Origin of the sequence: Devosia ginsengisoli (assembly GCF_007859655.1) — a bacterium.
In the GTDB taxonomy this organism is placed as follows: domain Bacteria; phylum Pseudomonadota; class Alphaproteobacteria; order Rhizobiales; family Devosiaceae; genus Devosia; species Devosia ginsengisoli.
In genome coordinates this window covers 3099624-3121250 of record NZ_CP042304.1, presented here as the reverse complement: position 1 = coordinate 3121250, position 21627 = coordinate 3099624, and the positions used below count along the sequence as shown (strand labels likewise).

Sequence of the window (21627 nt, the reverse complement as noted above, 5' to 3'; positions counted from 1 at the left end):
CGCTATGAAAGCTGTTGCCGGAAAGGTAGAAGCGCCGCCCGGGGCGTCAAGGAATTGTCGCTGATATGCCCCATCACCGCTGGTGATATGCCGCCGGAAATAGCTGGTTTCGCTGCCCAAAAGGCGCTGGCGACGAGGGCATAAGCCTTCATGATACCAAGGTTCACCGCATATTTCTTGCGCCCGGTCCGGGCATAAGTTTGTCTCGGCAAGCTTGGTCGTGGAGGTTGCGGCTAGCAGATTGAGGAGAGTTTCATGATGAAGAGCCCCAAGAACACCGGGCCATTGGCAGCAGGCTTGGCGCTGGCCGCCATTCTGAGCAGCACCGCGATGACCCCCGCGCTGGCCCAGGATAACCTGCGCGAGGTGGTTTTCGGCCTGCCCAACGTGGCCATGACCCCTGCCTTCTGCATGTTTGCCGTCAGCTCCGAACTGGGCTTCTTTGCCGAAGAGGGCCTGGATGTGCGCGTGCAGACCATGTCGGGCGCCGGCCAGGTAGCCCAGATGCTCGCCGCCGGTAGCATTGAGATCGGCGGTATCACGCCCGAGCCTATCTGGACGTCGATCGACCAGGGTTACGATTTCCGCATCGTCTACAATCTGGTACGCCTGCCGACGGGTGCCATCGGTGTTCCCGCCGACAGCGACATCAATGGCATGGAAGACCTGGCGGGCAAGCGGCTGGGCGTGCAGTCGCTCGGCTCGAGCAATATCACACTGACCAATGCCCTGCTGCCGCGGGTCGGGGTTGACCCCGGAAGCGTCCAGTATCTCGCCGTCGGCGTTGGTGCGCAGGCCTTCCAGGCGTTGCAGGCCGGCCATGTCGATGGCCTGGCGACGTCCGACACCAATTTTGCCCCGCTGGAAAACATGGGCATGGCGTTCAAGTACTTCCTCGGCCCAGGGCAGGAAGCGCTGTTCTCCACGCAGGTCGTGGTCAATGGCGAGACCGTGCAGTCGGACCCCGATTTCATCGCCGGCTTCGGCCGGGCGCTGGCCAAGGGCACGGCGGTCGCCATCGACAATCCGGAAGCGTGCATCCAGATGATGTGGAAGCGTTATCCCGATACCCGCGAGATCGGCCGGTCGGAAGATGAGCAGATGGCCGGCAGCATCAAAGTGCTGGAGAAGCGGCTTGCCCTGATGACCGACGACTACCAGGCCGAGCACGGCTGGGGCTCCACCAATCCGGCAAACGTGCAGATCTGGAATGAATTCGCTACCGAAACGGCGATCATTCCCAAGGCCATCTCGGATATCGATACGCGCTATACCAACGACTTCGTTGATGCCTTCAACGATTTCGATGCCAGCGCGGCTCTGGCTGAAGCGCGCGCCTGGGCGCCCTGATCCAACGAAATGGCCGGCTCGGCTCCGCCGGGCCGGCGCTAGGAAACAGTGACAGGTATCCCACACATGAGTGACGACGCGATCATCAAGGTCGATGCGGTCGTAAAGACCTATGCGACGGCCGGTGGCCAAGTGCCCGCCCTTTCTGCGGTCAGCACCAATATCAGGAACGGCGATTTCGTCTCCATTGTGGGGCCGAGCGGTTGTGGCAAGACCACGCTGCTCAAGATGATCGGCGGGCTGATCGAGCCATCAGCCGGTTCTATTGAATTGCGTGGGTCGCCCGTCACCGGACCGCGTGAAGATGTCGGCTTCGTCTTCCAGGGCGCGGTGCTGCTGCCCTGGAAGACGGTGCTGGAAAATGTATTGCTGCCCATCCAGGTGAAGCGCAGGGTAACGGCGCAGGATCGCGCGCGCGCCTTCGAGCTGCTGGATTCGCTTGGCCTGACCAATTTCGACAAGCGCTATCCGGCTGAGTTGTCGGGCGGGATGCAGCAGCGCGTCTCAATCTGCCGGGCGCTGATTGGCGACCCGAGCTGCCTGCTGCTGGACGAGCCGTTCGGCGCGCTGGACGCATTGACGCGGGAAAACATCAACGTGCTGTTCAACCAGATATGGCGCGGCACCCGTAAAACCGTGCTGCTGGTGACTCACTCGATCCAGGAGGCGGTGTTTCTGTCCACGCGCGTGCTGGTCATGAGCAAGCGGCCGGGCGAAATCGTCGATGATATCCAGATCGACCTGCCCGAGGAACGATTGCCCGAACTGATAGGCTCTCCTGAATTCGGTGCTCTCGCCAACCGAATCCGTCCCTATTTCACCAAGCTGGCAATCGACTAATGGAAAGCAGGTTCATGAAAGACAATCTGGGATACAAGCTCGCGCCGCTGATACTGTTTGTATTCGTAGCCCTGATCTGGGAATATGCGCCGACGCTGTTCGGCATCCCCGAATTTGTCCTGCCGCGCCTGTCGCGCGTCGTCTCGGTCTTTGCCGATCCGCGCACCCTGGCGGTATTTTTCGACAATGGGCTGGTGACCCTGCTCGAAGCCCTGGTCGGCCTGTTGATCGGTGGCGGCCTCGGCCTGGCCTTTGGCGTCGTGCTGTCGCAATCGCGCCTGCTGATGAAGATGTTCTATCCCTACATCGTGGCGCTGCAATGCATGCCCAAGGTGGCGCTGGCGCCGCTGTTGGTGATCTGGTTCGGCTTCGGACTGACCTCCAAGATCATCGTCGTGGCGCTGCTGTGCTTCTTCCCCATGCTGGTCAATACCATTACCGGCCTGCGTTCGGTCAGCCGGGATAACCTGGAACTATTCCGGGCCATCGGGGCGCCGCGAAGCGCCACCCTGCGCCATCTCTATATTCCCGCTGCGCTGCCGAATATCCTGACCGGGCTTGAACTGGCCATCGTAGTGTCGCTGCTGGGTGCCATCGTCGGCGAATTTGTCGGTGCCGAAAAGGGGCTGGGCGTGCTGCTGGTGCAGGCGCAGTTCCAGATGAATATCCCGGCCGTGTTTGCCATCCTGCTCATTCTGGTGGCACTGGGCCTGCTGTTCAGCCTCTCTGTCAAGTTCATGCGCCAGCGCCTGCTGTTCTGGATCCCGCAGGAAGCCAAGCAGGTCAAAGTCTAGGTGAACATGTCCTCGCCCCTTGCGGCGCTGGCGGGTACCCCCAGCACCATTGCCGAGGCCCTGGCGCGGGCAACCGCGCTGGCCGGCGCCGAAGAATATCTGGTCTGCGGCAGTGCCCGCGCGCGTTTTGGCGAGATGCAGCAACTGGCCCGACACTGGGGCAGGGCGCTGCATCGGGCCGGGGTACGGCCCGGCGATCATGTCGGACTATGCCTGGGCAACGGGCTCGACTGGGTGGCGGCGTTCTTCGCCATCGGCCTGCTTGGCGCTGTGGCTGTACCGGTCAATACCAGGCTCAAGCCGACCGAGATCGAGTTCATCCTGCGCCAGTCGCGCATCTCGACATTGCTGGTGGCGGATCGCTTCCTCAAGATCGACTTCATTGCCATGCTACGCGGACTGCTGCCGGCCATCGACACGGTGCTGCCTGGGCCTGAACTGCCTGACCTGCGGACGATGATCGTGCTTGGGAATGATATTCCCGCTGCCGCCTTGGGGGCCGACGCCCTGCTGCGTGACAGCGCGAATGACGCGGCGATCGTTGAAATCGGCAATCCCGACGACCCCTTGCTGATCCAGTATACGTCCGGCACTACTGCCTTCCCCAAGGGAGCGGTACTGACCCAGCGGGCCATGCTGTGGAATGCCTATACGGCCGGGCTGATGTTCGGCCTGCGTGCGGGAGCGTCCTATCTGAGCGCCAGGCCGTTCTTCCATATTTCGGGCAGCACGCTGTCCATTCTCGCGGCGCTGCAGCACGCGGCCAAGCTGGTGACGATGGAGCGCTTCGATGCCGGAGAGGCACTGGCGCTGGCGGAAGTCGAGTGCTGCACGTTATTTTCGGGCAATGACACGCTGTGGATGATGCTGCTCAACCACGAGGACGTGGATCAGCGCCAGCTGCGCCTGCGCGGGGGTGGGGCGCGGTGTCGCCTTCGGTCTATGAACGGATCGCCACACGCTTCGGCGCTACAGAGCTCGCCATGGCCTATGGCATGTCGGAAGCCTCCAACATCGCCATGTCGGCCTGGTGGGATAGTGCGGATGACAAGATGGCCGGCCTGATGCGCCCTCATGTCGGGCTCGATGTGGCCATTGTCGACCCGGAAAGCGGCGACCCGCTGCCGGCCCGCGCGCCGGGCGAAATCCTCGTGCGCGGCTGGAACGTCATGACTGGCTATTTCGGCCAGCCGGACGAAACCGCCAAGGTTGTCGACAAGGACGGCTGGCTGCATACGGGCGATCTGGGCGTGATGACCGAGGACGGCCGGCTGGCTTTCGTCGGACGGACCAAGGACATCATCAAGGTCGGGGGTGAAAATGTCGCCATGGCGGATGTCGAGAACATCCTGCATGGCCATCCCGCGGTCAAGCTGGCCCAGGTGGTCGGCGTGCCCGATGCTCGCCTGACCGAGGTGGTGGCAGCCTTCGTCGTTCTGCTGCCCGGCGTAGCGGTCAGCGAAGTCGAACTGATCGCCTGGTGTGCCGAGCGACTGGCCGGCTTCAAGGTCCCGCGCTATCTGGCCTTTGTTTCCGGTTTCGAAGATATCGGCATGACGGCCAGTTCGAAGATCATCAAGAGGCGGTTGGCCGAGCATGCCGTGCTGCACTTTGGGTTGAGCGCGCTTTAGACGCGTTGGCCGGTTCGGCCGGCGGCCTGTATAAGCCGACATGATACAGGCGGCAGTGCCCGGGAGTTGCGACGATGGATCAGCGGCAAATGAAGTATTTCGTTGCCCTATATGAGGAACAGAGCATCACCAAGGCGGCGCGACGCGTCCACGTGGTGCAGCCCGCCGTCAGTCAGCAGATTCGCAAGATCGAGGCGGACTACAAGGTCAAGCTGTTTGACCGCACCGCCAACGGCGTCATTCCCAATGCCATAGCCCGGCGCCTCTATCCGCTTTGCATCAAGGCTCTGGATAATACCGAGGCCGTCAACAAGGCGTTGCGCGAATATAGCGGGGTGCCCTCGGAAAACCTAACGGTAGGCGTCCAATCCTCGGTGACCCAGGCGGTCATGGGCAATGTGCTGCTCGATTTCGTCAGCAAGTATCCCGAGGTCAATATCAAGCTGCGCGAAGGTTATAGCGCCAACCTCATCGAATGGCTGAATGAGGGCGTCATCGACTTCGCAATTCTGTCGCTCAACGAGGTCGATAAGCGCCTCAAATGTGAGCCCATCGCCGTTGAGCCGCTGATCGTGGTCATGAGCAAGAATACCGACCATCAGGCCGACAGTGTCGCAGGCGCCGAGATCGACCGATTTCACATCGTCACGCCAGCGCGCGGCAATCAGCTGCGCAGTCTGATCGATACTGAATTCGCGCGGGTCGGGCTGACCTATCGCCCCACTATCGAGATCGATTCCATGGCGACGGTGTTTCAGGTTATTGGCCGGCCGGGCTGGGCCACGCTCATGCCGCTTTGCGCTTTTCCGACCGACGCCCGGCGCCAGGAATTGCGGTCCTATCGGTTGGTGGAGCCGGCTATTTCGCGCATGCTGGTGGTGGCGACACTTCCGAACAAGGACGTCAGCCTGGCCGCGCAGCCGCTGATTGCGCTGTTGCGCAACGCAATCACCACCGCCCATAAGGCCCTCGAGCAGTAGGACCAGAAACATGACCTTGCTGGCAGGAGACGTTCGCTATGCTCGACCCTCGTGGTTCGAGCAGGCTCTTGCTGCCGAAGCTGAAACCAGCTTCGTTGATGTGAACGGCGTTGCCATTGAAATGCTCACCTGGGGGCGGCGCGGCGCTCCGGGGCTGTTGCTGGTGCCCGGTCACGGCGCCAATGCGCATTGGTGGGCCTTCATCGCTCCCTTCTTTGCCGAACAGTTCCGCGTGGCCAGCCTGTCCCTGTCCGGCATGGGGCGGTCGGGTTGGCGAACGCATTATACGGCGACCGGCTATGTCGAGGAGGTTGTGGCGGTTGCCGATGCAGCGGGACTTCAGCTGTCCGGAACGCCCCCTGTTCTGGTTGGACATTCCTACGGTGGCGCCGTCGCGGTCACAACGATGGCGACGACGCGTAGTCAGTTTTCCAGTGCGGTCATCGTCGATTCCGGCCTGCTGTCGCTCAAGCGTCGGGTCAGCGAGATGACGGCACAAAAAGCCCGCGCTCATCGCATCTATCCTGACCTGGACACGGCGCTTCGACGCTTCCGCTTTCTGCCGGAGCAACCGACGGACAATCTTTTCATTGCAGACTATATCGCCCGCCAGTCGCTCAAGCAGGTGGAGCACGGCTGGACCTGGCGGTTCGACCCTTTCTTGAGCGCCAATCGTAGCATGGGCGACGTCGGGGCTCTGCTGGAGACCGTTACGACCCCCTTAGTTTTATCCGTGGCGCACGGTCAGCGGTGGTTTCCACGGACGAGTTTGCCGCGATTCTCGAAGCGCAACCATCCGCGCGGTCCTGCGAAATCATTGATGCCGGACATCATGTCATGGTCGACCAGCCCCTGCGCCTCGTCTCGGCCCTCAAAGCCGCGGTTTCGTCCTGAACCCTGGAATTGTGCTGGAGCCCTGGCTTCAGCCACGGGACGTGGCCTCGCGCGATTAAGGCGTATTTTGGGTATGTGCGGGGCGCATGGTTGTGTCACGTGCCAGGCCGTTGACCGCATGAGGCTCCCATTCTCAACTTGTCGCCTTCCGTGGCAGTCCGTCCCGGGACAGGCGTAGCTGTGCTGCACGCCGCTTAACCGAAGCAGGTGGTTTCCCCCTGGCAGGAGGCGCGTCGTTGCCGAGAATCCTCTATCTGGTGCCCAATCTGTCCGATCCGGCCGTGTCGCGGCGGGTGGCGATGTTTCGCCTGGGCGGGGCCGAGGTGGATATTGCGGGGTTTCGTCGGGCGGATGCACCGCCGGCGGATTTGCCGCTGGCCAATGTGGTCGAGCTCGACATCACCCATGATGCGCGCATGTTGCAGCGCCTGTTCGCCACCTTGCGCGCGGGCAGCAGGGCGAAAGGCTGGGCGAAAGGCTTCGCGCGGCCCGATGTCATCGTGGCACGCAATCTCGAAATGCTTGTTGTGGCCAATCGATTGTTGCCGATCTGGCCCGATGCGCCTGCGCTGGTCTATGAATGCCTCGATATCCACCGGTTGATGCTGCGGCAGGACGGAATCGGCGGCGCGATGCGGGCGACGGAGCGGCGGTTGATGCGCCAGGCCGACTGGCTCGTCACCAGTTCACCGGCCTTTGTCGCCAACCATTTTGCCAGCCAATCGCCGCCGCCGGTCATGCTGGTCGAAAACAAGGTCTTCGCGCCCGACCTGGTTGAAACGGGACGCAATCCCGGTCTGGCCGGAGAGACGCAGCGGATTCAGATCGGCTGGTTCGGGGCGCTGCGCTGCAACAAGTCGCTCGCCGCGTTGCAGGGGTTGGCGGAGGCCTTTGCTGGCGGCATCGAAGTTACGCTGCGCGGCCGGCCGGCGCTCACGGAGTTTGCCGATTTCCACGGCACGGTCACTGCCGCGCGGCATCTCACCTATGGCGGCGCCTACGCCTATCCCGACGATCTGGCTAGCCTCTATTCGGCCATCCACTTTGTCTGGGCCGTGGATCTGTTCGAGGAAGGGCAGAATTCTAGCTGGCTGCTGCCGAACCGCCTCTACGAGGGGTGTCTCAACGGCGCCATTCCCATTGCGCTGCAGGGCACCGAGATGGCGGCCTATATCGAGCGGCTCGGCATCGGCGTGATCGTGCCTGACATCGAGCATCAAACGCTGGTCGCGCTCTTTTCCGGCATGACGCCGGAGCGGCTGCGCGCCCTGGCCGAAGCCGTGGCGCAGCTCGATCAGCGCCTGTTCCGCTGCACCGAAGCGGAATGCAGGCAATTGGTGGGCCGGTTGATAGACGCCCCTGTTGATAGCCCAGCGCTGGAGGCGGCGGAATGAGCGCCAAAACGCTGATCATCGTCCCCACGCTCAACGAGGCCCGGCATATCGGACCGCTGCTCGACGCACTGCTGGTCGAGGCCGAGGCGCTGGATGCACGCATCGTCGTGGCCGATGGCAGCAGCAGCGATGGCACGCCCGGTATTGTCGCCGGCAAAGCCGCGACAGCGCCGCGCATCGCGCTCATTCACAATCCGCGCCGCATTCAGTCCGCCGCGATCAACCTGGCGGTGGCCAGTTTCGGCGCCGGCATGGACTACCTCATCCGCATCGACGCCCATGGCAGCTATCCGGGTGACTATTGCCGGACGCTGGTTGCCGAGGCCGAGGAGCGTGGGGTGGGCAGCGTGGTCGTGCCGATGACCACGGAGGGCCATGCGGCGTTCCAGCGGGCGGTGGCGACGGCGCAGAATTCACCCATCGGCACCGGCGGATCGGCGCATCGCACCGGCAAGGCGGCGGGGCCGGTCGATCATGGCCACCATGCGCTGATGCGCGTCGCCGCGTTTCGCGCCGTGGGCGGCTATGACGAGAGCTTTCGCTTCAACGAGGATGCCGAGCTCGACTATCGCCTGCGCCAGGCCGGCAACGTGATCTGGCTCACGGACCGCACCGGCATGATCTATTGCCCGCGGGACACGATGGCGGGCCTGTTCCGGCAATATTTCGGCTACGGTGGCGGCAGGGCGGCCAACATCATCAAGCATCGCATGCGGCCACGCCTGCGGCAGATGGCGCCGCTCGCCATCCTGCCGGTCGTGCTGCTGGCGGGTCTGTCCATCTGGCACTGGGCTTTCCTCGTACCGCTGGCTTTGTGGGGCATTGGCTGCATTGCGCTGGGCGTCCATGCGGCGCGGAAATATTACCCGCAATATGGCATGCCTATGTGGCTGTCTCCCCTGGTCGGCTGGGCCGCGATGATCATGCATTTCGCCTGGTCGTCCGGCTTCTGGCTGCATGTTCTCCAGCGCCCGTTCCGGCGCGAAGCGGTGTGAGGCGGCATGGTAAGCATCGATATCTGCATCTGTACCTTTCGCCGCCCGTCTTTGGCCGACACATTGCGCTCCATCGCCGTGCTGGAGACTGCCGGACATGCGGTCAGGATCGTCATTGCCGATAATGATGCCGCGCCCTCGGCGCAGCCCCTGGTGGATGAGCTGGCGGCGGAGCTGCCGTTTCCGGTGCGCTATGTGCATGCCCCCGCGGCCAATATCTGCATCGCCCGCAATGCCTGTCTCGATGCGGCTGACGCCGATTATGTCGCCTTCATCGATGACGACGAGGTGGTGACACCAGGCTGGCTGGTCGCGCTTGTTTCCCAGTCCGAACGCAGTGGCGCTTCCGCCGTACTGGGGCCGGTTCGTGCCATTTATGGCGATGATGCGCCGGCCTGGATGGTGCGGGGGGATTTCCATTCGACCCTGCCGGTCTTCGTCTCGGGCCGCATTCGCACCGGCTATACCTGCAACATGCTCATACGCTGGTCCGCGCCGTTCCACTCGCTGCGCTTCGACCTCGCTTTGGGCCGCTCGGGCGGCGAGGACACCGATTTCTTCTATCGTCTCGCCGCGCTGGGTGGTGCCATCGATTATGCACCCGACGCCGTGGTGGAAGAGCCGGTGCCGGCTGAACGCGCCACCATGGCCTGGCTGGTCCGCCGCCGCCTGCGCTTTGGCCAGACGCATGGCATGCTGATGGACACTTCGCCGCTGCGCAGCCTGCCGCTGGTTGCCGCCAAGATTTCCTATTGCTGTGTCATGACGGGTTTCACGGCCTTTTCGCCGGTGCTGCGGCGCCGAAACTGGCTGCGCGCCGTGCTCCATATGGGCGTGGCGCGCGGCATTCTGGGCCTGCGCCAGGCCGAACATTACGGCCTGCCCGCCGCGCCCTGATCGGAGCTCCCATGCTTGACCGAACCAGCTATCCGGAAATGCTGCCGCCGCAGCCCACGGACCTCAAGACCATCGATCTGGATCGCATCTTCGCGCTGCTGCGCCGGCAGGCGCTGGTGCTGGGCCTGTGCATCGGTGCCGCCGTGCTTCTGGCGGGGATCTATCTGGCTTTGGCGCCGCGCGGCTATGTTTCGGCCGGACAGATCCTGATCGATCGCAACCTGCAACAGGTGACCAGCGAAGGCGCGGCCACGCCCACCAGCGCCACCGATCTCGAAGCGCAGGTGCTCAACCAGATCGAGGTGCTGCGCTCGAGCCGGGTCGCCAAGACGGTGGCCGAGGCGGAAAACCTCATGACGGACCAGGAATTCCTCAATCCGCCGCCGTCCTTCTCGCAGCGGGTGAAAAGCCTCGTCGGCATGGGGCCGTCGCAGCGCCCGGCGGTGCTCGAGGCCAGCCTCGACGAGGTCGTGGGCTTGCTGCGCGCCAATGTGCAGGTGGACCGCATGGGGCGCAGCGCGATCATTCGCGTCGGCTACGAGGCCGCCACGCCGGAACTGGCGCAGCGTATTTCCAGCGCCTATGCGCGCGCGCTGCTGCAGGACCAGCTCAATGCCGAACTCGAAGCCACCAGCGCGGCAGCCGACTGGTTGCAGCAGCGGCTGGCGGAAATCGGCGAGAGCCAGCGCCAGGCGAGCCTGGCCATCGAGCAATACCGCCAGCAGACCGGCCTGACAGTGGGCCAGGATCGCGACCTCACCACCAGGCGCATCGAATCCCTTTCGAACCAGCTTGCCGAGGCGCAGGCGGAGACCGCGCGTTTGCGCGCCCTGTCCAGCCAGCTGGAAAGTGTGGTCGCCGCGGGACCGGAACGGGCTTCGGATTATATTTCGCTGCTCAGCGGCTCGCAGACCGATCCGGCCGAAATCGCGACATTGCGCAACCAGGCGGCCGTGCTCAACAGCCGCATTGCCGAAATCGAAACCAGCTATGGCGCCGAGCATCCGCAGATCGCCACGCTCAGTGCCGAACGATCGGCACTCGATGGCCGCATCTTCGCGCTGCTGCAGAATATCGACGCGCAATACCGCACCCAGCTCGCCATCGCCCAGCAGCAGGAAGCGGGCTTGCGCAGCGATATCGACGCCGAGGGCCAGAGCGCCGGCGCGGTGAGCCAGGAACAGGTGCGCCTCAACGAATTGCAGCAGCGCTCCGACGCATTGCGCACGCTCTATAACAGCTATCTCGCCCGCTATGAGGAGGCGGTACAGCGCCAGAGCTTCCCCATTCCCTCGGTGCGTATCGTCACCGACGCCCTGCTGCCGGACGCGCCGTCCAGCCCGCGGACCCTGGTCACGCTGGCGGCGGCGCTGATTGCCGGCTGCTTCATGGGCGCGGTTCTGGCCATGCTCAACGAGTTGCGCGAGCGCGGCTTCCGCACCGGCGCACAGGTGCGCCAGCAGCTCGGCATGCGCTTCCTGGGCTATGTCCCACGCCTCCAGATCGATGGCGCTTCGCCGGCCGACCAACAGAAGCGTATCCGCACCCTGGTGCGTGGCGCGTTGATGTCACGCATGGGCCGGCGCTGGGGCGCGCCCTATATCGAGGCGCTGAAATCGACCCGCCTGGTGCTCCAGCCGATGGCGGATCGCGGCACGGCCGTGCTGGGCGTCCTGTCGGTGCTGCCCGAGGAGGGCAAGTCGACCTTTGCGCTCTCGCTGGCCGAAATGCTGACCGCCATCGGCGCACGCGTCCTGCTGGTCGATGCCGATATCGGCGGCCGCCCCGGGCTGCCCGCGCGCATCATGCCGTCGCAGCAGGGCGATTGGCGCAAGGTTGCCGTGACCGATCACGATACGGGCATGGTCACGCTATCAGCCGCGGCGCCCGAAGCCGGCGGCGGCGATCTGTCCAGCATTGCCATGCAGAAGGTTCTGGCCGAGGCACGGGGGCAGTTCGATTATGTCATCATCGACCTGCCGCCATTGGGGCCGGTCATCGATGCGCTCTCGGTCCTGCCGTTCACCGATGCCAGCGTGCTGGTGGCCGAATGGGGCAAGACCCCGCGCCGACTCATCCGCACCATGCTCGATCGCGAGCCGGAACTGGCCGATCACATTATCGGCGTGGTGCTCAACAAGGTCGATCTCGGCACCCTGCCCAAATTCACCGAAATGGGCGGCCTCGAAAGGTTCGCCTATCGCGGCGAGGCCAGCATCAAGCAGATCGAGCAGACGGCGCCCAACTAAAGGCGCCGTCTGGGCTCGGGTCTATTCGGCTGCGATCCGGAAGCCGTCGATCAGCGCATTGTGCAGCCCGATCCTCGACAGAGCGGCGAGGAAGTCGTCGCCGATGTCTTCGCGATCAAGCGCATAGGCGACATTGGCGGTGAGAAAGCCGATCTTGGAGCCGCAATCGAAGCTCTGGCCCTCATACTGGACGCCGACGAAAGGCTGGCTCTGCATCAGTGTCTGCATGGCATCGGTGAGCTGGATTTCGCCGCCGGCGCCACGCGGCTGGTCAGCCAGCAGGTTGAAGATTTCCGGCTGCAGGATATAGCGGCCCGAGATGATGAGGTTGGACGGCGCCTCTTCGGGCTTCGGCTTCTCCACCATGCCGGAAATGCGGAAACCGGAATCGTCACCGGCACCACGCCCCACCACGCCATAGGATGAAACGTCCTGCTGCGGCACTTGCTCGACGGCGAGCACATTGCCGCCGGTCTCTTCATAGGTTTCCATCATCTGCTTCAGCACGCCGCGGCGCGCCTTGAACAGCATGTCGGGCAGCAGCAACGCGAAGGGTTCGTCGCCGACAATCTCGCGCGCGCACCAGACGGCATGGCCCAGGCCGAGCGGTTCCTGTTGCCGGGTAAAGCTGGTGCGGCCGGCCGAGGGCAGGTCCTGCTGCAGCTCGGCAAGGGCGGCCTGCTTGCCGCGCTGTTCCAGCGTCGTTTCCAGCTCGAACTGGCGATCGAAGTGATCCTCGATGACGCCCTTGTTGCGGCCGGTGACGAAGACGAAGTGGGTGATTCCCGCCTCGCGCGCTTCATCGACGGCATATTGAATGAGTGGCCGGTCCACGACTGTCAGCATCTCCTTCGGCATTGCCTTGGTTGCCGGCAGAAAACGTGTTCCAAGCCCAGCGACCGGAAAGACGGCAGTCTTGACGCGTTTTACCATGACCTTCTCCTGGTGATGTGTAACTTACGTGTCAAATGGACCATGCTGATGCAAGTCGATCCAGGCAATTCGACTGATATTTCGGCATGGCTCGATTGCAGTTTTGCTGTTGGGTCTCTTTGTCCAAACTTGGGCGCATTTTCATCGAATTGCCGAATTTGGGCGAGTTCTGTTCGTGCGCGGCTCACAATTGTTCTGAAATCGTGCGATGTATTGGCAGGCTTATAGCCCACGGTGGCAAGTAAAGCGCCCGGCCGGGCGAACGGGTGTGACGCAGACGTGAAGCCGGGGCCATTTTAATGTGCCCGCAAGGATTGTATTTACCCGGCGCTGGTAGTGGCTTAGGGGCTGCCATGGCGCTTGGGGCGCCGTGCCCTTGAATGACGTTTCGCCAGTTGAAGGCGACGGGGAGGAATCCGTGGAAGGCAAGCGGCCAGAGGAAGGCCCGGCGCAAAAGCCGCCAGCGCTAGCTGCGCCGGCAACGAATGCCCGCCCGTCCCTTGCCTGGCCGTGGGGGCTCGTGGCCATCGGCGTGATGGCACTGGCCTGGGTCGGCATCTACCTGCTGTGGAATGGCCTGGTGTTCTTGTTCAGCCTGTAGTTTCGCGGCTGGGACGACAATGAACCAGATGGATACTTGTGCCTGACGCATGGCGCGTCCCGAGGCGATATCTAGACAGTAGAATGGGCGGGCACCCGCCTGCGTCTACTTAAGTCACTGATTTGTAATATCTAAGCATCCTCCATTTTAGGGGATTTTATGGCGCAGGGCTGAATGACAGCCATGCATGCCAAGCGTTGCCACGCTTTCAACCGCATGTTTGCCTCCCCTCATGTCACCAATGGCCCCGGGCCGGCGGCCAGCAGAAGCGGCGTCTTCGGACGGGAGTCCGAAGTCCGTTCTGGAGTCTGAGGATGTGGTCTCGATCGAGCGCCGTGCGCTTGGCAACCCCTCTTCTCTCAAGGCCAATCTGAGAGAGAATGTCATGTCGATTAGCAACGCCGACCTCGGGTCTTCGAACTCTTCGTCAAGTGCCGGTATGCCTCGCCAAGGCACTGCCAAGCGGGCTTTCGATGTCGTGGCAGCGTCGACCATGTTGGTCTTTGCGCTGCCCGCCATGTTTTTCATCGCCGTCATCATGTTTTCGACCGATCGCGGGCCGATCCTGTTCGCTCATGAGCGGGTCGGGCAGAACGGCAAGCGGTTCCGGTGCCTCAAATTCCGCTCCATGGTGGTCAATTCCCAGGAAGCGCTGCGACGACACCTGGAGGCTTTCCCGCAGGCGCGGGCCGAATGGGAGGCTTCCCAGAAGCTGCGCGACGATCCGCGCATCACGCGGCTCGGCCGTTTCCTGCGCGTCACCAGCCTCGACGAATTGCCCCAGCTCATCAACGTCATCCGTGGCGACATGAGCCTTGTCGGGCCGCGTCCGATCGTCGAGGACGAGGTGATCCGCTATGCCGACAAGATTGACCATTATGCTGCCGTTCGCCCCGGCATTACCGGCCTCTGGCAGGTGAGCGGCCGCAGCGATGTCGATTACGACCAGCGCGTGCAGCTCGACTGCCGCTATGTCCGCGAATGGTCCTTCCTGGGCGACATGTTCATCCTCGTCAAGACGGTGAAGGTGGTCGCCTTCAGGACCGGCAGCCGATAGGAGACCTGCAATGGCGGTTTTTTCCCTACGCCCCCGTGCCTTCCGCATTCGCAATCCCGGACGCGACGCCGAAACCGATCAGGTGCGGCTCGAAACCGTCCGCAATGCCATCGCCATGGCGCTGGGCGATGCCCGGCGCGAACGCGATGGCCTGCAGCAACGCCTCGACCTCTACCATGCCCAGGCCGCGACCATGATCGACACGTCGGGCGATTACGGCACCCGTGCCGCTGCCGATGAAACCGTCATCCGGTCGGCCGAGCAGAATGCGGCCAATGCCCGGCGGCGGCTGCAGGTGCTCGACGTGCAGATCGGCAAATTCGCCGAGCTGATGACCGAGCTCGATGGCGAGGTGGCGACCTCTGCCGTCACGGGAAATGGCGCCGCCTGAACGGGTCAGCCCGAGCAGGGAAATGCGATGAATTCTGCTGCCCATGGCCGGCCGGCCGCTCCGCTCGTTTCCGTGGTCATGGCCAATTATCAGGCTGGCGACCGCATCATCCCCGCCATGCGCTCGGTGCTGGCACAGACCATGGCCGATCTCGAACTGATCGTCAGTGACGATGGCTCGAATGACACCAGCCTCGCCCATATCAGCCGCCTGATGGCGGAAGATAGTCGCGTTCACCTGCTGACGGCGGAGGCCAATGGCGGGCCGGCGCGCTGCCGCAATCGGGCGCTCGACATGGCGCGCGGGCACTGGATTGCCATTGTCGATTCCGACGACATCATCCATCCCGAGCGTTTCGAGCGCCTGCTGGCCGCCGCCGGGCAGCATGATGCCGATATCGTCGCCGATGACCTGCTGCTGTTTTTCGAGGACGGGACGGCGCCACGGCTGATGCTGGGCGAGGGTACTGACCGCTGCTTCGTGGTTTCGCCCGAGCAATGGGTGCGTGCTGGCGTCGATGGCTCCCCGGCTCTGGGCTACCTCAAACCCATGATCCGCTCGAGCCGTCTTGGCGCACTGCGCTATGACGAAAAGCTGCGCATCGGGGAGGATTACGACCTTGTCCTGCGCCTCCTGCTGGATGGCGCAAGCCTGCTGGTCGTGCCCGAGCCCTTCTATCTCTATCGCCGCCATTCCGGCTCCATCTCGCACCGGCTTCCTATCGCGGACATGGAAGCGATGGTCGCCCGCCAACAGGCGCTGGTCGATGCCCATGCTCCCTTGGACCCGGCCCTGTCGGCCGCCTTCGCGCAACGGCTGCGCAATTTGCGGCAGGGCCTGAGCTATGAGCGGCTGGTGGCCAGCATCAAAACGCGGCGCTGGCCGGCGGCACTGGCCGCGCTGGCTGGCAATCCCAACCATGTGCGACGGCTCTGGCGCTCGTTCAACGAGGGCAGGGGGCGTCGGCAAGTGTTGCCACCGCATCAGCTCTCGCCGCTCCTCATGCTGGGCGCATCCGAAACGGCCGGAACCACCGATCCCGTGCCGGCCTATCTTCCCGCCGCCGCGACCGACTGGTCGGCCCCACGCCCGCGCCAGGTCTGGCGCGCACTGGCGGCCCGCCGTGGCCTCGGCGCCATTCGCTGCATTCCGCTCGATGCGGCCGGCCGCTATGCCGCTGGCTTCATCCCCGAGGCCGAAGTCGTGCGGGAGCCGTCATGATCCCCCGGCAGCAGATCACCATCAGCCTGGCCACCATCCTGGTCTTCGGCGCCTTCGCGGCCTTGGTGCTGAACGCCATGTTCGGGCCGCTCGCCGCGCTGACCTTCATGGGCTGTGCCGGCCTGCTGATGATCAGCAATATCCAGCAGAGCATGGACTCGGTCATGCGCTGGTGGTTCGTGCTGCTGCTGCCCGCCTATTGCATGCTGACTGCCCTATGGTCGCTCTATCCGGTCAATTCGCTGCGCTATGGCGTGCAACTGGCCTTCACTCTGGTTTTCGCCATCGTCATGACCGGGCGGCTTTCGACCCGCACGCTGATGCGGCTGATGTTCGTGGTCTATGGCATCGGCGTGCTCGCCAGCATCGGCTTTGGCCGCACCGGAACGGGCGGCGCCTGGCTCGGCGTCTTCGGCAGCAAGAATGCCTTTGCCGCCCATATGGCGGTGTTCGTGCTGGTGGCCGCCGCCGTCGCGGCCGATCGGGAAACCCCGCTCTGGCTGCGTCTCACCGGCCTCGCCGGCGCGCTGGCCTCCGGGCCGCTATTGGTGCTGGCGCAGTCGGCCGGCGCCATCCTGATGGTGGCGCCATGCCTTGCCATCCTGCCGCTGACTTTGCTGATCGATCGCCTGACCGGCATGCAAAGGCTGTTTCTCGCGGTCATGATCGCCCTGGGTGTCGCCGCGCTCGGCCTCTTCGTGCTGGTGGCGGGCGATGCGCTGCTGGCCGAAGTGCTGGAAGGGTCGGGTAAGGATCCGACCTTGACCGGCCGCACCGATCTCTGGGCGCTGGGTCTGAGCTATATCGCAGAGCGACCCTTGCAGGGGCTGGGCTATCGCTCGTTCTGGGTGGTGGGCTTTGGGCCGGCCGAACAGCTCTGGGCCATGTTCGACGTGCCCTCGGGCGCCGGCTTCAACTTCCACAACACCTATATTTCCAATGCCGTAGAGATCGGCCTGATCGGTCTCGGGCTCCAGATCGCCATCATGTATGGCGGCGCCATCCTGATGGCCATCTACACCTTCGCCCGGCCCAATGCCGCCAATGCGCTGCTGCTGTCGCTGCAGGCGCTGATGATCCTGCGCAGCTTCATCGAGGTGGAAGTGTTCTTCGAATTCTCCATTCGCTCGATCATGGGCGTCGCGACGCTGATCTATGCCTGCCAGGGCCTCATCGCCTTGCGGCGCAACCGGGCCGAGCGCCTGCAAATCCATCCCGGAGGCTTGCTGAGCCATGCCCGATAACCGATCCGGCCTCGTCCATATCCGCACCCCGACCTATAAACGCCCCGAAGCCCTGCGCCGGGCGCTGCAATCCATGCTCGACCAAAGCTGGCCGAATTGGGTCTGCGACGTCTATGACGACGATCCGGACCAGGCCGGCCGCGCCGTGGTCGCCGCCCTGGGTGATCCGCGCATCCGCTACACGCCCAACACGCCGCAGCTCTTCGCCTCGCGCAATATCGACCACTGCTTCACTGCGGAAAATCCGCATGGCGCGGAATATTTCTGCGTCGTCGAGGACGACAATTTCATCCTGCCCGAATTCTGCGCCGCCAATATCGCGCTGGCGCGGCAGCAGGGCGTCGAGATCGTGCTGCGCAACCAGTTCTTCGAATATGCCAGTGGCACGCCAGAGGCACGGGTCGGCACCAGCGGCGTGCTCGACGAGCTGTTCACCGAGGGCCGCTACCAGCAAGGCGATTTCCGCATGTCCCTGCTGGCGGGCATTGGCGTGTCCAATGGCGGGCTGTTCTGGTCGGTGCGCGCCATCTCGCCGCTCGAAATCCAGTATGCCTGCACCGCAACGCTGCAGGAATATCTGCGGACCTATTCGATCGTCGAACCCGTCTATGTCGCCATGCAGCCCCTCGCAGTCTGGGCGGAAAATGCCGAACAGACCACGCGCAATGCCGGGCTGGCCGCCGGCTATCTGCGGCGCGAGCTCGATCTCAAGCGCGCCGTGCAGGCCCTGCGCCGCAAGGTCTGGCGCGAAGCCAGCCACGAGCAGCGCACCCGCTTCATGCAGGATCCGCGTTTCGCCACGCCCACCGGCCTCCGTGCCGTCAATGTGGGCAAGGCACTGATCGGTGCGCGCCTGATCGGCCACGTGCCGGCCCTCGAAGCCGTCAAGCTCCGCCTGCGGGGCCTGATGATCCGCCTGCTCGGCCGCGTCACGCCCGATTTCACCCGCTTCGTCGCCTCGCGCGACGGCTTGCGGCACGGCGCCGGGCCCGCATGACCCTGGCGGCAGATTCGCGCGGCGGCTCCCGGCTCGATCACCTTGCGACCGGTCGCGCTTCGGCCGCCATCAAGGGCGCGATCTGGTCGCTGGTCAGCAGCCTCGTGCCGGCGGTATTGGGCCTGCTGGTCTTTCTCGCCACCTCGCGGGTGTTGAGCCCGGCCGAATTCGGTATCGTCGCCTTTGCCACCAGCATCGCCACGGTTGGCCTCGCCGTCGCCCCGGCCGGCTTCCGCGAAGCCCTGATCCAGCGGCGGGCCATTGCGGCTATCCACCTCGATACGGTGTTCTGGCTCTGCCTCGGGGCGGCACTGCTGATCTATGCCGCGCTCTGCCTCGCTGGTCCCTTCATCGTCGGCGCCACGGGCGAAGCGCCGCTGCTGCTGCTCATTCCGTTCATTTCCCTGCGCGTGATTTTCGACATGGCGGCCGCCGTGCCCAATGCGCTGCTGGTGCGCACCATGTCGTTCAAGATGCTCGCCTTGCGCACCACGCTTGCCTCGCTGGTGGCTGCAGTCGTCTGCCTGGCTTTGCTCTGGTTCGGCTTCGGGCTCTGGGCGCTGGCGGCCTCGCAACTGGCCTCCTCGGTCACCACCTGCATCGGCGCGCTGGCCGCCGCCCGATGGCTGCCCCGCCTGCGCTTCGATTGGCGCGCTCTTGGCGATCTCAGGGCGTTCGGCCTGTTCTCGACCGGCAATCATTTCATTTCTACGCTGAGCCTCGATCAATTGCTGATCGGCGTGCTGCTCGGCCCGGTCTGGCTGGGCCTTTATGGCTTTGCCCGCCGCATCTTCCAGATTCTCACCGACCTGATTTCCGGCGCGCTCAACCTGGTGTCCTATTCGCTGCTTTCCTCCATGCAGCGCGAGCCGGCCAAGCTGCGCGAGGCCTATCTGTTGGGGACCTTTGCCTCCTCGGTCGTGGCCTTCCCAGTCTTTGCCGGGCTGGCGCTGGTGGCGGGCGATTTCATCCCCCTGGCCTTTGGGGATCATTGGCTGGAAGCGGTGCCGGTGGTGCAGGCTTTCTGCGCCCTGGGCATCCTGACCGCCGTCGGCGTACTCCAGTCCTCGCTGATCCGCAGCCAGGGCCAGGCCGATCTGTGGTTCTACTACATCCTCGGCAAGCAGGTCGTGACGGTGCTCTACATCTTCCTGTTTTCAGGCTGGGGCCTCGTGCCGCTCACCGTCTCGCTGGTCATCCTCAACGGGCTGATGTGGCTGCCCTCGGTGCATATGGTGGTGCGCCTGTTGCGGGTTTCGGCCTTCGCCTATCTCGGCTCCTTCGCCCTGCCGATCCTGGCCACCGCTGTCATGGCGGGCGCCGGCTGGCTGGTGCAGCAGCAATTGGCCAATGCCGATGTCGTCCTGCGCCTCAGCATGACAATCGGCGCCGCAGCTTTGAGCTACGGCGCCGTCATCCTGCTGTTCGGCCGCGAGCGGCTCGGGCGGCTGGTCGGCTTCCTGCGCCGCCGCTAGGCCACCGCCCGGCGGCTCGCCACGAAGGCGTCCACGGCGTCGCGAGCGCGCTCGGTAACCTCGACGATCTTTGGATCATCGCTGAGCTGGGGTTCGAGACGCGCCATGGCCTGCAAATGCTGGGCCGCGATCTGGGTCAGGATACGATTGGGCAATGCGGCGAGTGGCGAGGCACTGAAGCGCCCCACCTTGCCCAGCGCGCCGCCGCGCCCGGTGCGGGAAATGTAATATTCCAGCACGCTGGACGGCTTGAGCGGGTTGAGGCGCACATCGAGGTCGAGCGCGCCCGACCAGTCGAACCACTTCTTGTGGTGCCCGCCATAGATCGGCCGCGCGCCGATCCATGGCGTGCGCAGCGCATCGGCGACAATGGCGCCATGCATGGCCTCGGTGATGAGCAGCCGCGCGCCCTGGATCTGGCTCAACACCTTTTCCACCGGATCGGTGGCATCGATCAGCGTCATGCCGGCCAGGCGGCAGGCTTGGGCCCAGTCGCCGCGCTCCAGCGTCTCGTAATGCGGCATGAAGGCGATGCCCACGCTCTCGTCCCGCTCGGGCAGGTCCATGGCCCGCAGCAGCACGGCGCTGTCGCAGATGGACAGGCCCGGATCGATGCCGAGCGTCCTGGCCGTATTGGGGCCGCGCACGAAACGGATATCCCAACTGCCGTCATGCACGTCAGGCAGGCCCATATAGCCGGCATAGCCCGAGCCCATGACGAATTTGCGCGCCGCCGGATCGAGATGATCGCCGATAATGGAGCCGATGCCGACGAAAAGCTCGCTCGCGTCGTCATCGAGAAAGCCCTTGGGCAGCAGAGCGGGCCAGACATGCAGGTTCAGCTCGTCACCGAAATTGGGCACCTTGCCGCGAAAGAATACCAGCTTCATCACTCGTCCCCGTTGGCTTGGCACAGAATGGAGGCGTCGAACGCGCAGTCCGCGCCCAAAGGTGTGAAACCGACCCAGTCGACATCCATGGCGATGGGCGCGTCGACCGCAGCGAATGGCCCCATCCAGTCGGTCAGTGTGTCCGTGCCCCACAGGCTGAAAAAGATGCGCTGCGGATTGCTGGGAATGGTTGCCTTGTCGGTCATGGTGCGGACCAGCTCGCCGTCGATATAGAAGCGCAATTCGTCCGGCTCCCAGGTGAAGGCGAAGGTGACGAAGTCGCTGTCCGACTTATGGGGCAGGGCGTGGCTCTGCCCGCTGCCGGTCTCGCCATCGCCGCTGATGCCGTTGACGAAAGTGGTCGTATCGACCTTGCCCGTGTCGCGCAGCAGGATTTCGAAATCGATCTCGTCATGCGGCTTGCCTTGCTGGGCCCCGATATAGGTGAAGAAAGCCGCATTGAGCCCCGAGCCGCCGGGCGTCTTCAGCCGCGCCTCATAGGTGCCGAAGCCATAGGCGGCGCGCGTCTGCAACTCGCCGCAGCGATATTGCCGCTCGCCTTTCGGAACGGGCGCAAAGCCGACATGCAGCATGCCGCCGGTGGCGGTGACCTGGTCACTCGACCAGGTGCAGTTCTGGTGCGCGCCATTGTTCCAGCCATCCGAAACATACCAGCGCGACTGGTCGAGCTGGTCGAAATCGTCGAAAAAAGCGCCATCCTGCGCCAGCACGGGCGTGGTGCCGAGCCCCGCTGCCACTGCCAGCGCGGCGAGCCAAATCCTCTTTGTCATAGT

General features: G+C 64.0%; 20 protein-coding genes and 1 pseudogene. 18 read left to right on the top strand and 3 right to left on the bottom strand.

Features of this window, described 5'->3' with window-relative positions:
• Nucleotides 1-255: 255 nt before the first annotated feature.
• From FPZ08_RS15155 to FPZ08_RS15115, 11 genes and pseudogenes are all read left to right on the top strand, one after another.
• The gene (locus tag FPZ08_RS15155) at nt 256-1350 is read left to right on the top strand and encodes an ABC transporter substrate-binding protein (protein ID WP_146290782.1); all 1095 of its coding nucleotides are present in this window, start codon (nt 256-258) and stop codon (nt 1348-1350) included.
• Between the two features lie 66 nt (nt 1351-1416).
• Complete coding sequence (locus FPZ08_RS15150) at nt 1417-2190, top strand: ABC transporter ATP-binding protein (RefSeq protein WP_146290781.1); 774 nt, start codon at nt 1417-1419, stop codon at nt 2188-2190.
• A 14-nt stretch (nt 2191-2204) separates the two neighbouring features.
• Nucleotides 2205-2984 carry an ABC transporter permease gene (locus FPZ08_RS15145; protein ID WP_186767028.1) on the top strand — a complete coding sequence of 260 codons (780 nt, stop codon included), beginning with the start codon at nt 2205-2207 and terminating at the stop codon, nt 2982-2984.
• A gap of 6 nt (nt 2985-2990) precedes the next feature.
• Nucleotides 2991-4108, top strand: a pseudogene (locus FPZ08_RS15140) (class I adenylate-forming enzyme family protein); the annotation flags it as partial.
• A gap of 45 nt (nt 4109-4153) precedes the next feature.
• The gene (locus tag FPZ08_RS22165) at nt 4154-4615 is read left to right on the top strand and encodes a class I adenylate-forming enzyme family protein (protein WP_342780188.1); all 462 of its coding nucleotides are present in this window, start codon (nt 4154-4156) and stop codon (nt 4613-4615) included.
• Between the two features lie 74 nt (nt 4616-4689).
• Nucleotides 4690-5595, top strand: coding sequence for a LysR family transcriptional regulator (locus tag FPZ08_RS15135; RefSeq protein ID WP_146290779.1), 906 nt, complete (start codon nt 4690-4692; stop codon nt 5593-5595).
• A 10-nt stretch (nt 5596-5605) separates the two neighbouring features.
• The gene (locus FPZ08_RS15130; protein ID WP_146290778.1) at nt 5606-6667 is read left to right on the top strand and encodes an alpha/beta fold hydrolase; all 1062 of its coding nucleotides are present in this window, start codon (nt 5606-5608) and stop codon (nt 6665-6667) included.
• 58 nt (nt 6668-6725) lie between these two features.
• On the top strand, nt 6726-7883 hold the full coding sequence (locus tag FPZ08_RS22015) for a glycosyltransferase family protein (protein ID WP_186767027.1): 1158 nt from the start codon (nt 6726-6728) through the stop codon (nt 7881-7883).
• Nucleotides 7880-8878, top strand: coding sequence for a glycosyltransferase family 2 protein (locus FPZ08_RS22010; RefSeq protein ID WP_186767026.1), 999 nt, complete (start codon nt 7880-7882; stop codon nt 8876-8878). The genes FPZ08_RS22015 and FPZ08_RS22010 overlap by 4 nt, the downstream gene beginning before the upstream one ends.
• Nucleotides 8879-8884: 6 nt before the next feature.
• Entirely contained in the window at nt 8885-9775 is an 891-nt protein-coding gene (locus FPZ08_RS15120) for a glycosyltransferase family 2 protein (protein ID WP_146290777.1), read from the top strand.
• 11 nt (nt 9776-9786) lie between these two features.
• The gene (locus tag FPZ08_RS15115) at nt 9787-12024 is read left to right on the top strand and encodes a Wzz/FepE/Etk N-terminal domain-containing protein (protein WP_146290776.1); all 2238 of its coding nucleotides are present in this window, start codon (nt 9787-9789) and stop codon (nt 12022-12024) included.
• 21 nt (nt 12025-12045) lie between these two features.
• On the opposite strand, the gene galU is transcribed toward FPZ08_RS15115, so the two are convergent.
• Nucleotides 12046-12957, bottom strand: a complete 912-nt coding sequence (gene galU / locus FPZ08_RS15110; RefSeq protein ID WP_146290775.1) for a UTP--glucose-1-phosphate uridylyltransferase GalU — start codon at nt 12955-12957, stop codon at nt 12046-12048.
• Between the two features lie 376 nt (nt 12958-13333).
• Between galU and FPZ08_RS15105 the strand changes: the two genes are divergently transcribed.
• The 7 genes from FPZ08_RS15105 to FPZ08_RS15075 all read left to right on the top strand — a co-directional run bounded on the left by FPZ08_RS15105 (nt 13334) and on the right by FPZ08_RS15075 (nt 19943).
• Nucleotides 13334-13558, top strand: a complete 225-nt coding sequence (locus FPZ08_RS15105; protein WP_146290774.1) for a hypothetical protein — start codon at nt 13334-13336, stop codon at nt 13556-13558.
• Nucleotides 13559-13997: 439 nt separating this feature from the next.
• Complete coding sequence (locus FPZ08_RS15100) at nt 13998-14615, top strand: sugar transferase (protein WP_210246815.1); 618 nt, start codon at nt 13998-14000, stop codon at nt 14613-14615.
• 10 nt (nt 14616-14625) lie between these two features.
• Nucleotides 14626-15006, top strand: a complete 381-nt coding sequence (locus FPZ08_RS15095) for a hypothetical protein (protein WP_146290772.1) — start codon at nt 14626-14628, stop codon at nt 15004-15006.
• 27 nt (nt 15007-15033) lie between these two features.
• A complete protein-coding gene (locus FPZ08_RS15090) occupies nt 15034-16227 on the top strand; it encodes a glycosyltransferase family 2 protein (RefSeq protein WP_146290771.1) in 1194 nt (397 codons plus the stop codon).
• Nucleotides 16224-17471, top strand: coding sequence for an O-antigen ligase family protein (locus FPZ08_RS15085; protein ID WP_146290770.1), 1248 nt, complete (start codon nt 16224-16226; stop codon nt 17469-17471). The genes FPZ08_RS15090 and FPZ08_RS15085 overlap by 4 nt, the downstream gene beginning before the upstream one ends.
• The gene (locus FPZ08_RS15080; protein WP_146290769.1) at nt 17461-18468 is read left to right on the top strand and encodes a glycosyltransferase family 2 protein; all 1008 of its coding nucleotides are present in this window, start codon (nt 17461-17463) and stop codon (nt 18466-18468) included. Before FPZ08_RS15085 ends, FPZ08_RS15080 begins: the two co-directional genes overlap by 11 nt.
• A complete protein-coding gene (locus tag FPZ08_RS15075) occupies nt 18465-19943 on the top strand; it encodes a lipopolysaccharide biosynthesis protein (RefSeq protein WP_146290768.1) in 1479 nt (492 codons plus the stop codon). Before FPZ08_RS15080 ends, FPZ08_RS15075 begins: the two co-directional genes overlap by 4 nt.
• Here FPZ08_RS15075 and FPZ08_RS15070 read toward each other — a convergent pair.
• A complete protein-coding gene (locus tag FPZ08_RS15070; RefSeq protein WP_146290767.1) occupies nt 19940-20833 on the bottom strand; it encodes a polysaccharide pyruvyl transferase family protein in 894 nt (297 codons plus the stop codon). The genes FPZ08_RS15075 and FPZ08_RS15070 overlap by 4 nt on opposite strands.
• A complete protein-coding gene (locus FPZ08_RS15065; protein WP_186767025.1) occupies nt 20833-21624 on the bottom strand; it encodes a family 16 glycosylhydrolase in 792 nt (263 codons plus the stop codon). The genes FPZ08_RS15070 and FPZ08_RS15065 overlap by 1 nt, the downstream gene beginning before the upstream one ends.
• Nucleotides 21625-21627 lie beyond the last annotated feature (3 nt).

Excerpts from the sequence above, each read along its gene's own strand:
- FPZ08_RS15095 (WP_146290772.1), top strand. The coding sequence starts at position 14,626 with ATGGCGGTTTTTTCCCTACGCCCCCGTGCCTTCCGCATTCGCAATCCC.
- FPZ08_RS15080 (WP_146290769.1), top strand. The coding sequence starts at position 17,461 with ATGCCCGATAACCGATCCGGCCTCGTCCATATCCGCACCCCGACCTAT.
- galU (WP_146290775.1), bottom strand. The coding sequence starts at position 12,957 with ATGGTAAAACGCGTCAAGACTGCCGTCTTTCCGGTCGCTGGGCTTGGA.
- FPZ08_RS15150 (WP_146290781.1), top strand. The coding sequence starts at position 1,417 with ATGAGTGACGACGCGATCATCAAGGTCGATGCGGTCGTAAAGACCTAT.
- FPZ08_RS22010 (WP_186767026.1), top strand. The coding sequence starts at position 7,880 with ATGAGCGCCAAAACGCTGATCATCGTCCCCACGCTCAACGAGGCCCGG.
- FPZ08_RS15135 (WP_146290779.1), top strand. The coding sequence starts at position 4,690 with ATGGATCAGCGGCAAATGAAGTATTTCGTTGCCCTATATGAGGAACAG.
- FPZ08_RS15075 (WP_146290768.1), top strand. The coding sequence starts at position 18,465 with ATGACCCTGGCGGCAGATTCGCGCGGCGGCTCCCGGCTCGATCACCTT.
- FPZ08_RS15065 (WP_186767025.1), bottom strand. The coding sequence starts at position 21,624 with ATGACAAAGAGGATTTGGCTCGCCGCGCTGGCAGTGGCAGCGGGGCTC.
- FPZ08_RS15090 (WP_146290771.1), top strand. The coding sequence starts at position 15,034 with ATGAATTCTGCTGCCCATGGCCGGCCGGCCGCTCCGCTCGTTTCCGTG.
- FPZ08_RS15145 (WP_186767028.1), top strand. The coding sequence starts at position 2,205 with ATGAAAGACAATCTGGGATACAAGCTCGCGCCGCTGATACTGTTTGTA.
- FPZ08_RS22165 (WP_342780188.1), top strand. The coding sequence starts at position 4,154 with ATGACTGGCTATTTCGGCCAGCCGGACGAAACCGCCAAGGTTGTCGAC.
- FPZ08_RS15120 (WP_146290777.1), top strand. The coding sequence starts at position 8,885 with ATGGTAAGCATCGATATCTGCATCTGTACCTTTCGCCGCCCGTCTTTG.
- FPZ08_RS15130 (WP_146290778.1), top strand. The coding sequence starts at position 5,606 with ATGACCTTGCTGGCAGGAGACGTTCGCTATGCTCGACCCTCGTGGTTC.
- FPZ08_RS15100 (WP_210246815.1), top strand. The coding sequence starts at position 13,998 with ATGCCTCGCCAAGGCACTGCCAAGCGGGCTTTCGATGTCGTGGCAGCG.
- FPZ08_RS15115 (WP_146290776.1), top strand. The coding sequence starts at position 9,787 with ATGCTTGACCGAACCAGCTATCCGGAAATGCTGCCGCCGCAGCCCACG.
- FPZ08_RS15155 (WP_146290782.1), top strand. The coding sequence starts at position 256 with ATGATGAAGAGCCCCAAGAACACCGGGCCATTGGCAGCAGGCTTGGCG.
- FPZ08_RS15070 (WP_146290767.1), bottom strand. The coding sequence starts at position 20,833 with ATGAAGCTGGTATTCTTTCGCGGCAAGGTGCCCAATTTCGGTGACGAG.
- FPZ08_RS15085 (WP_146290770.1), top strand. The coding sequence starts at position 16,224 with ATGATCCCCCGGCAGCAGATCACCATCAGCCTGGCCACCATCCTGGTC.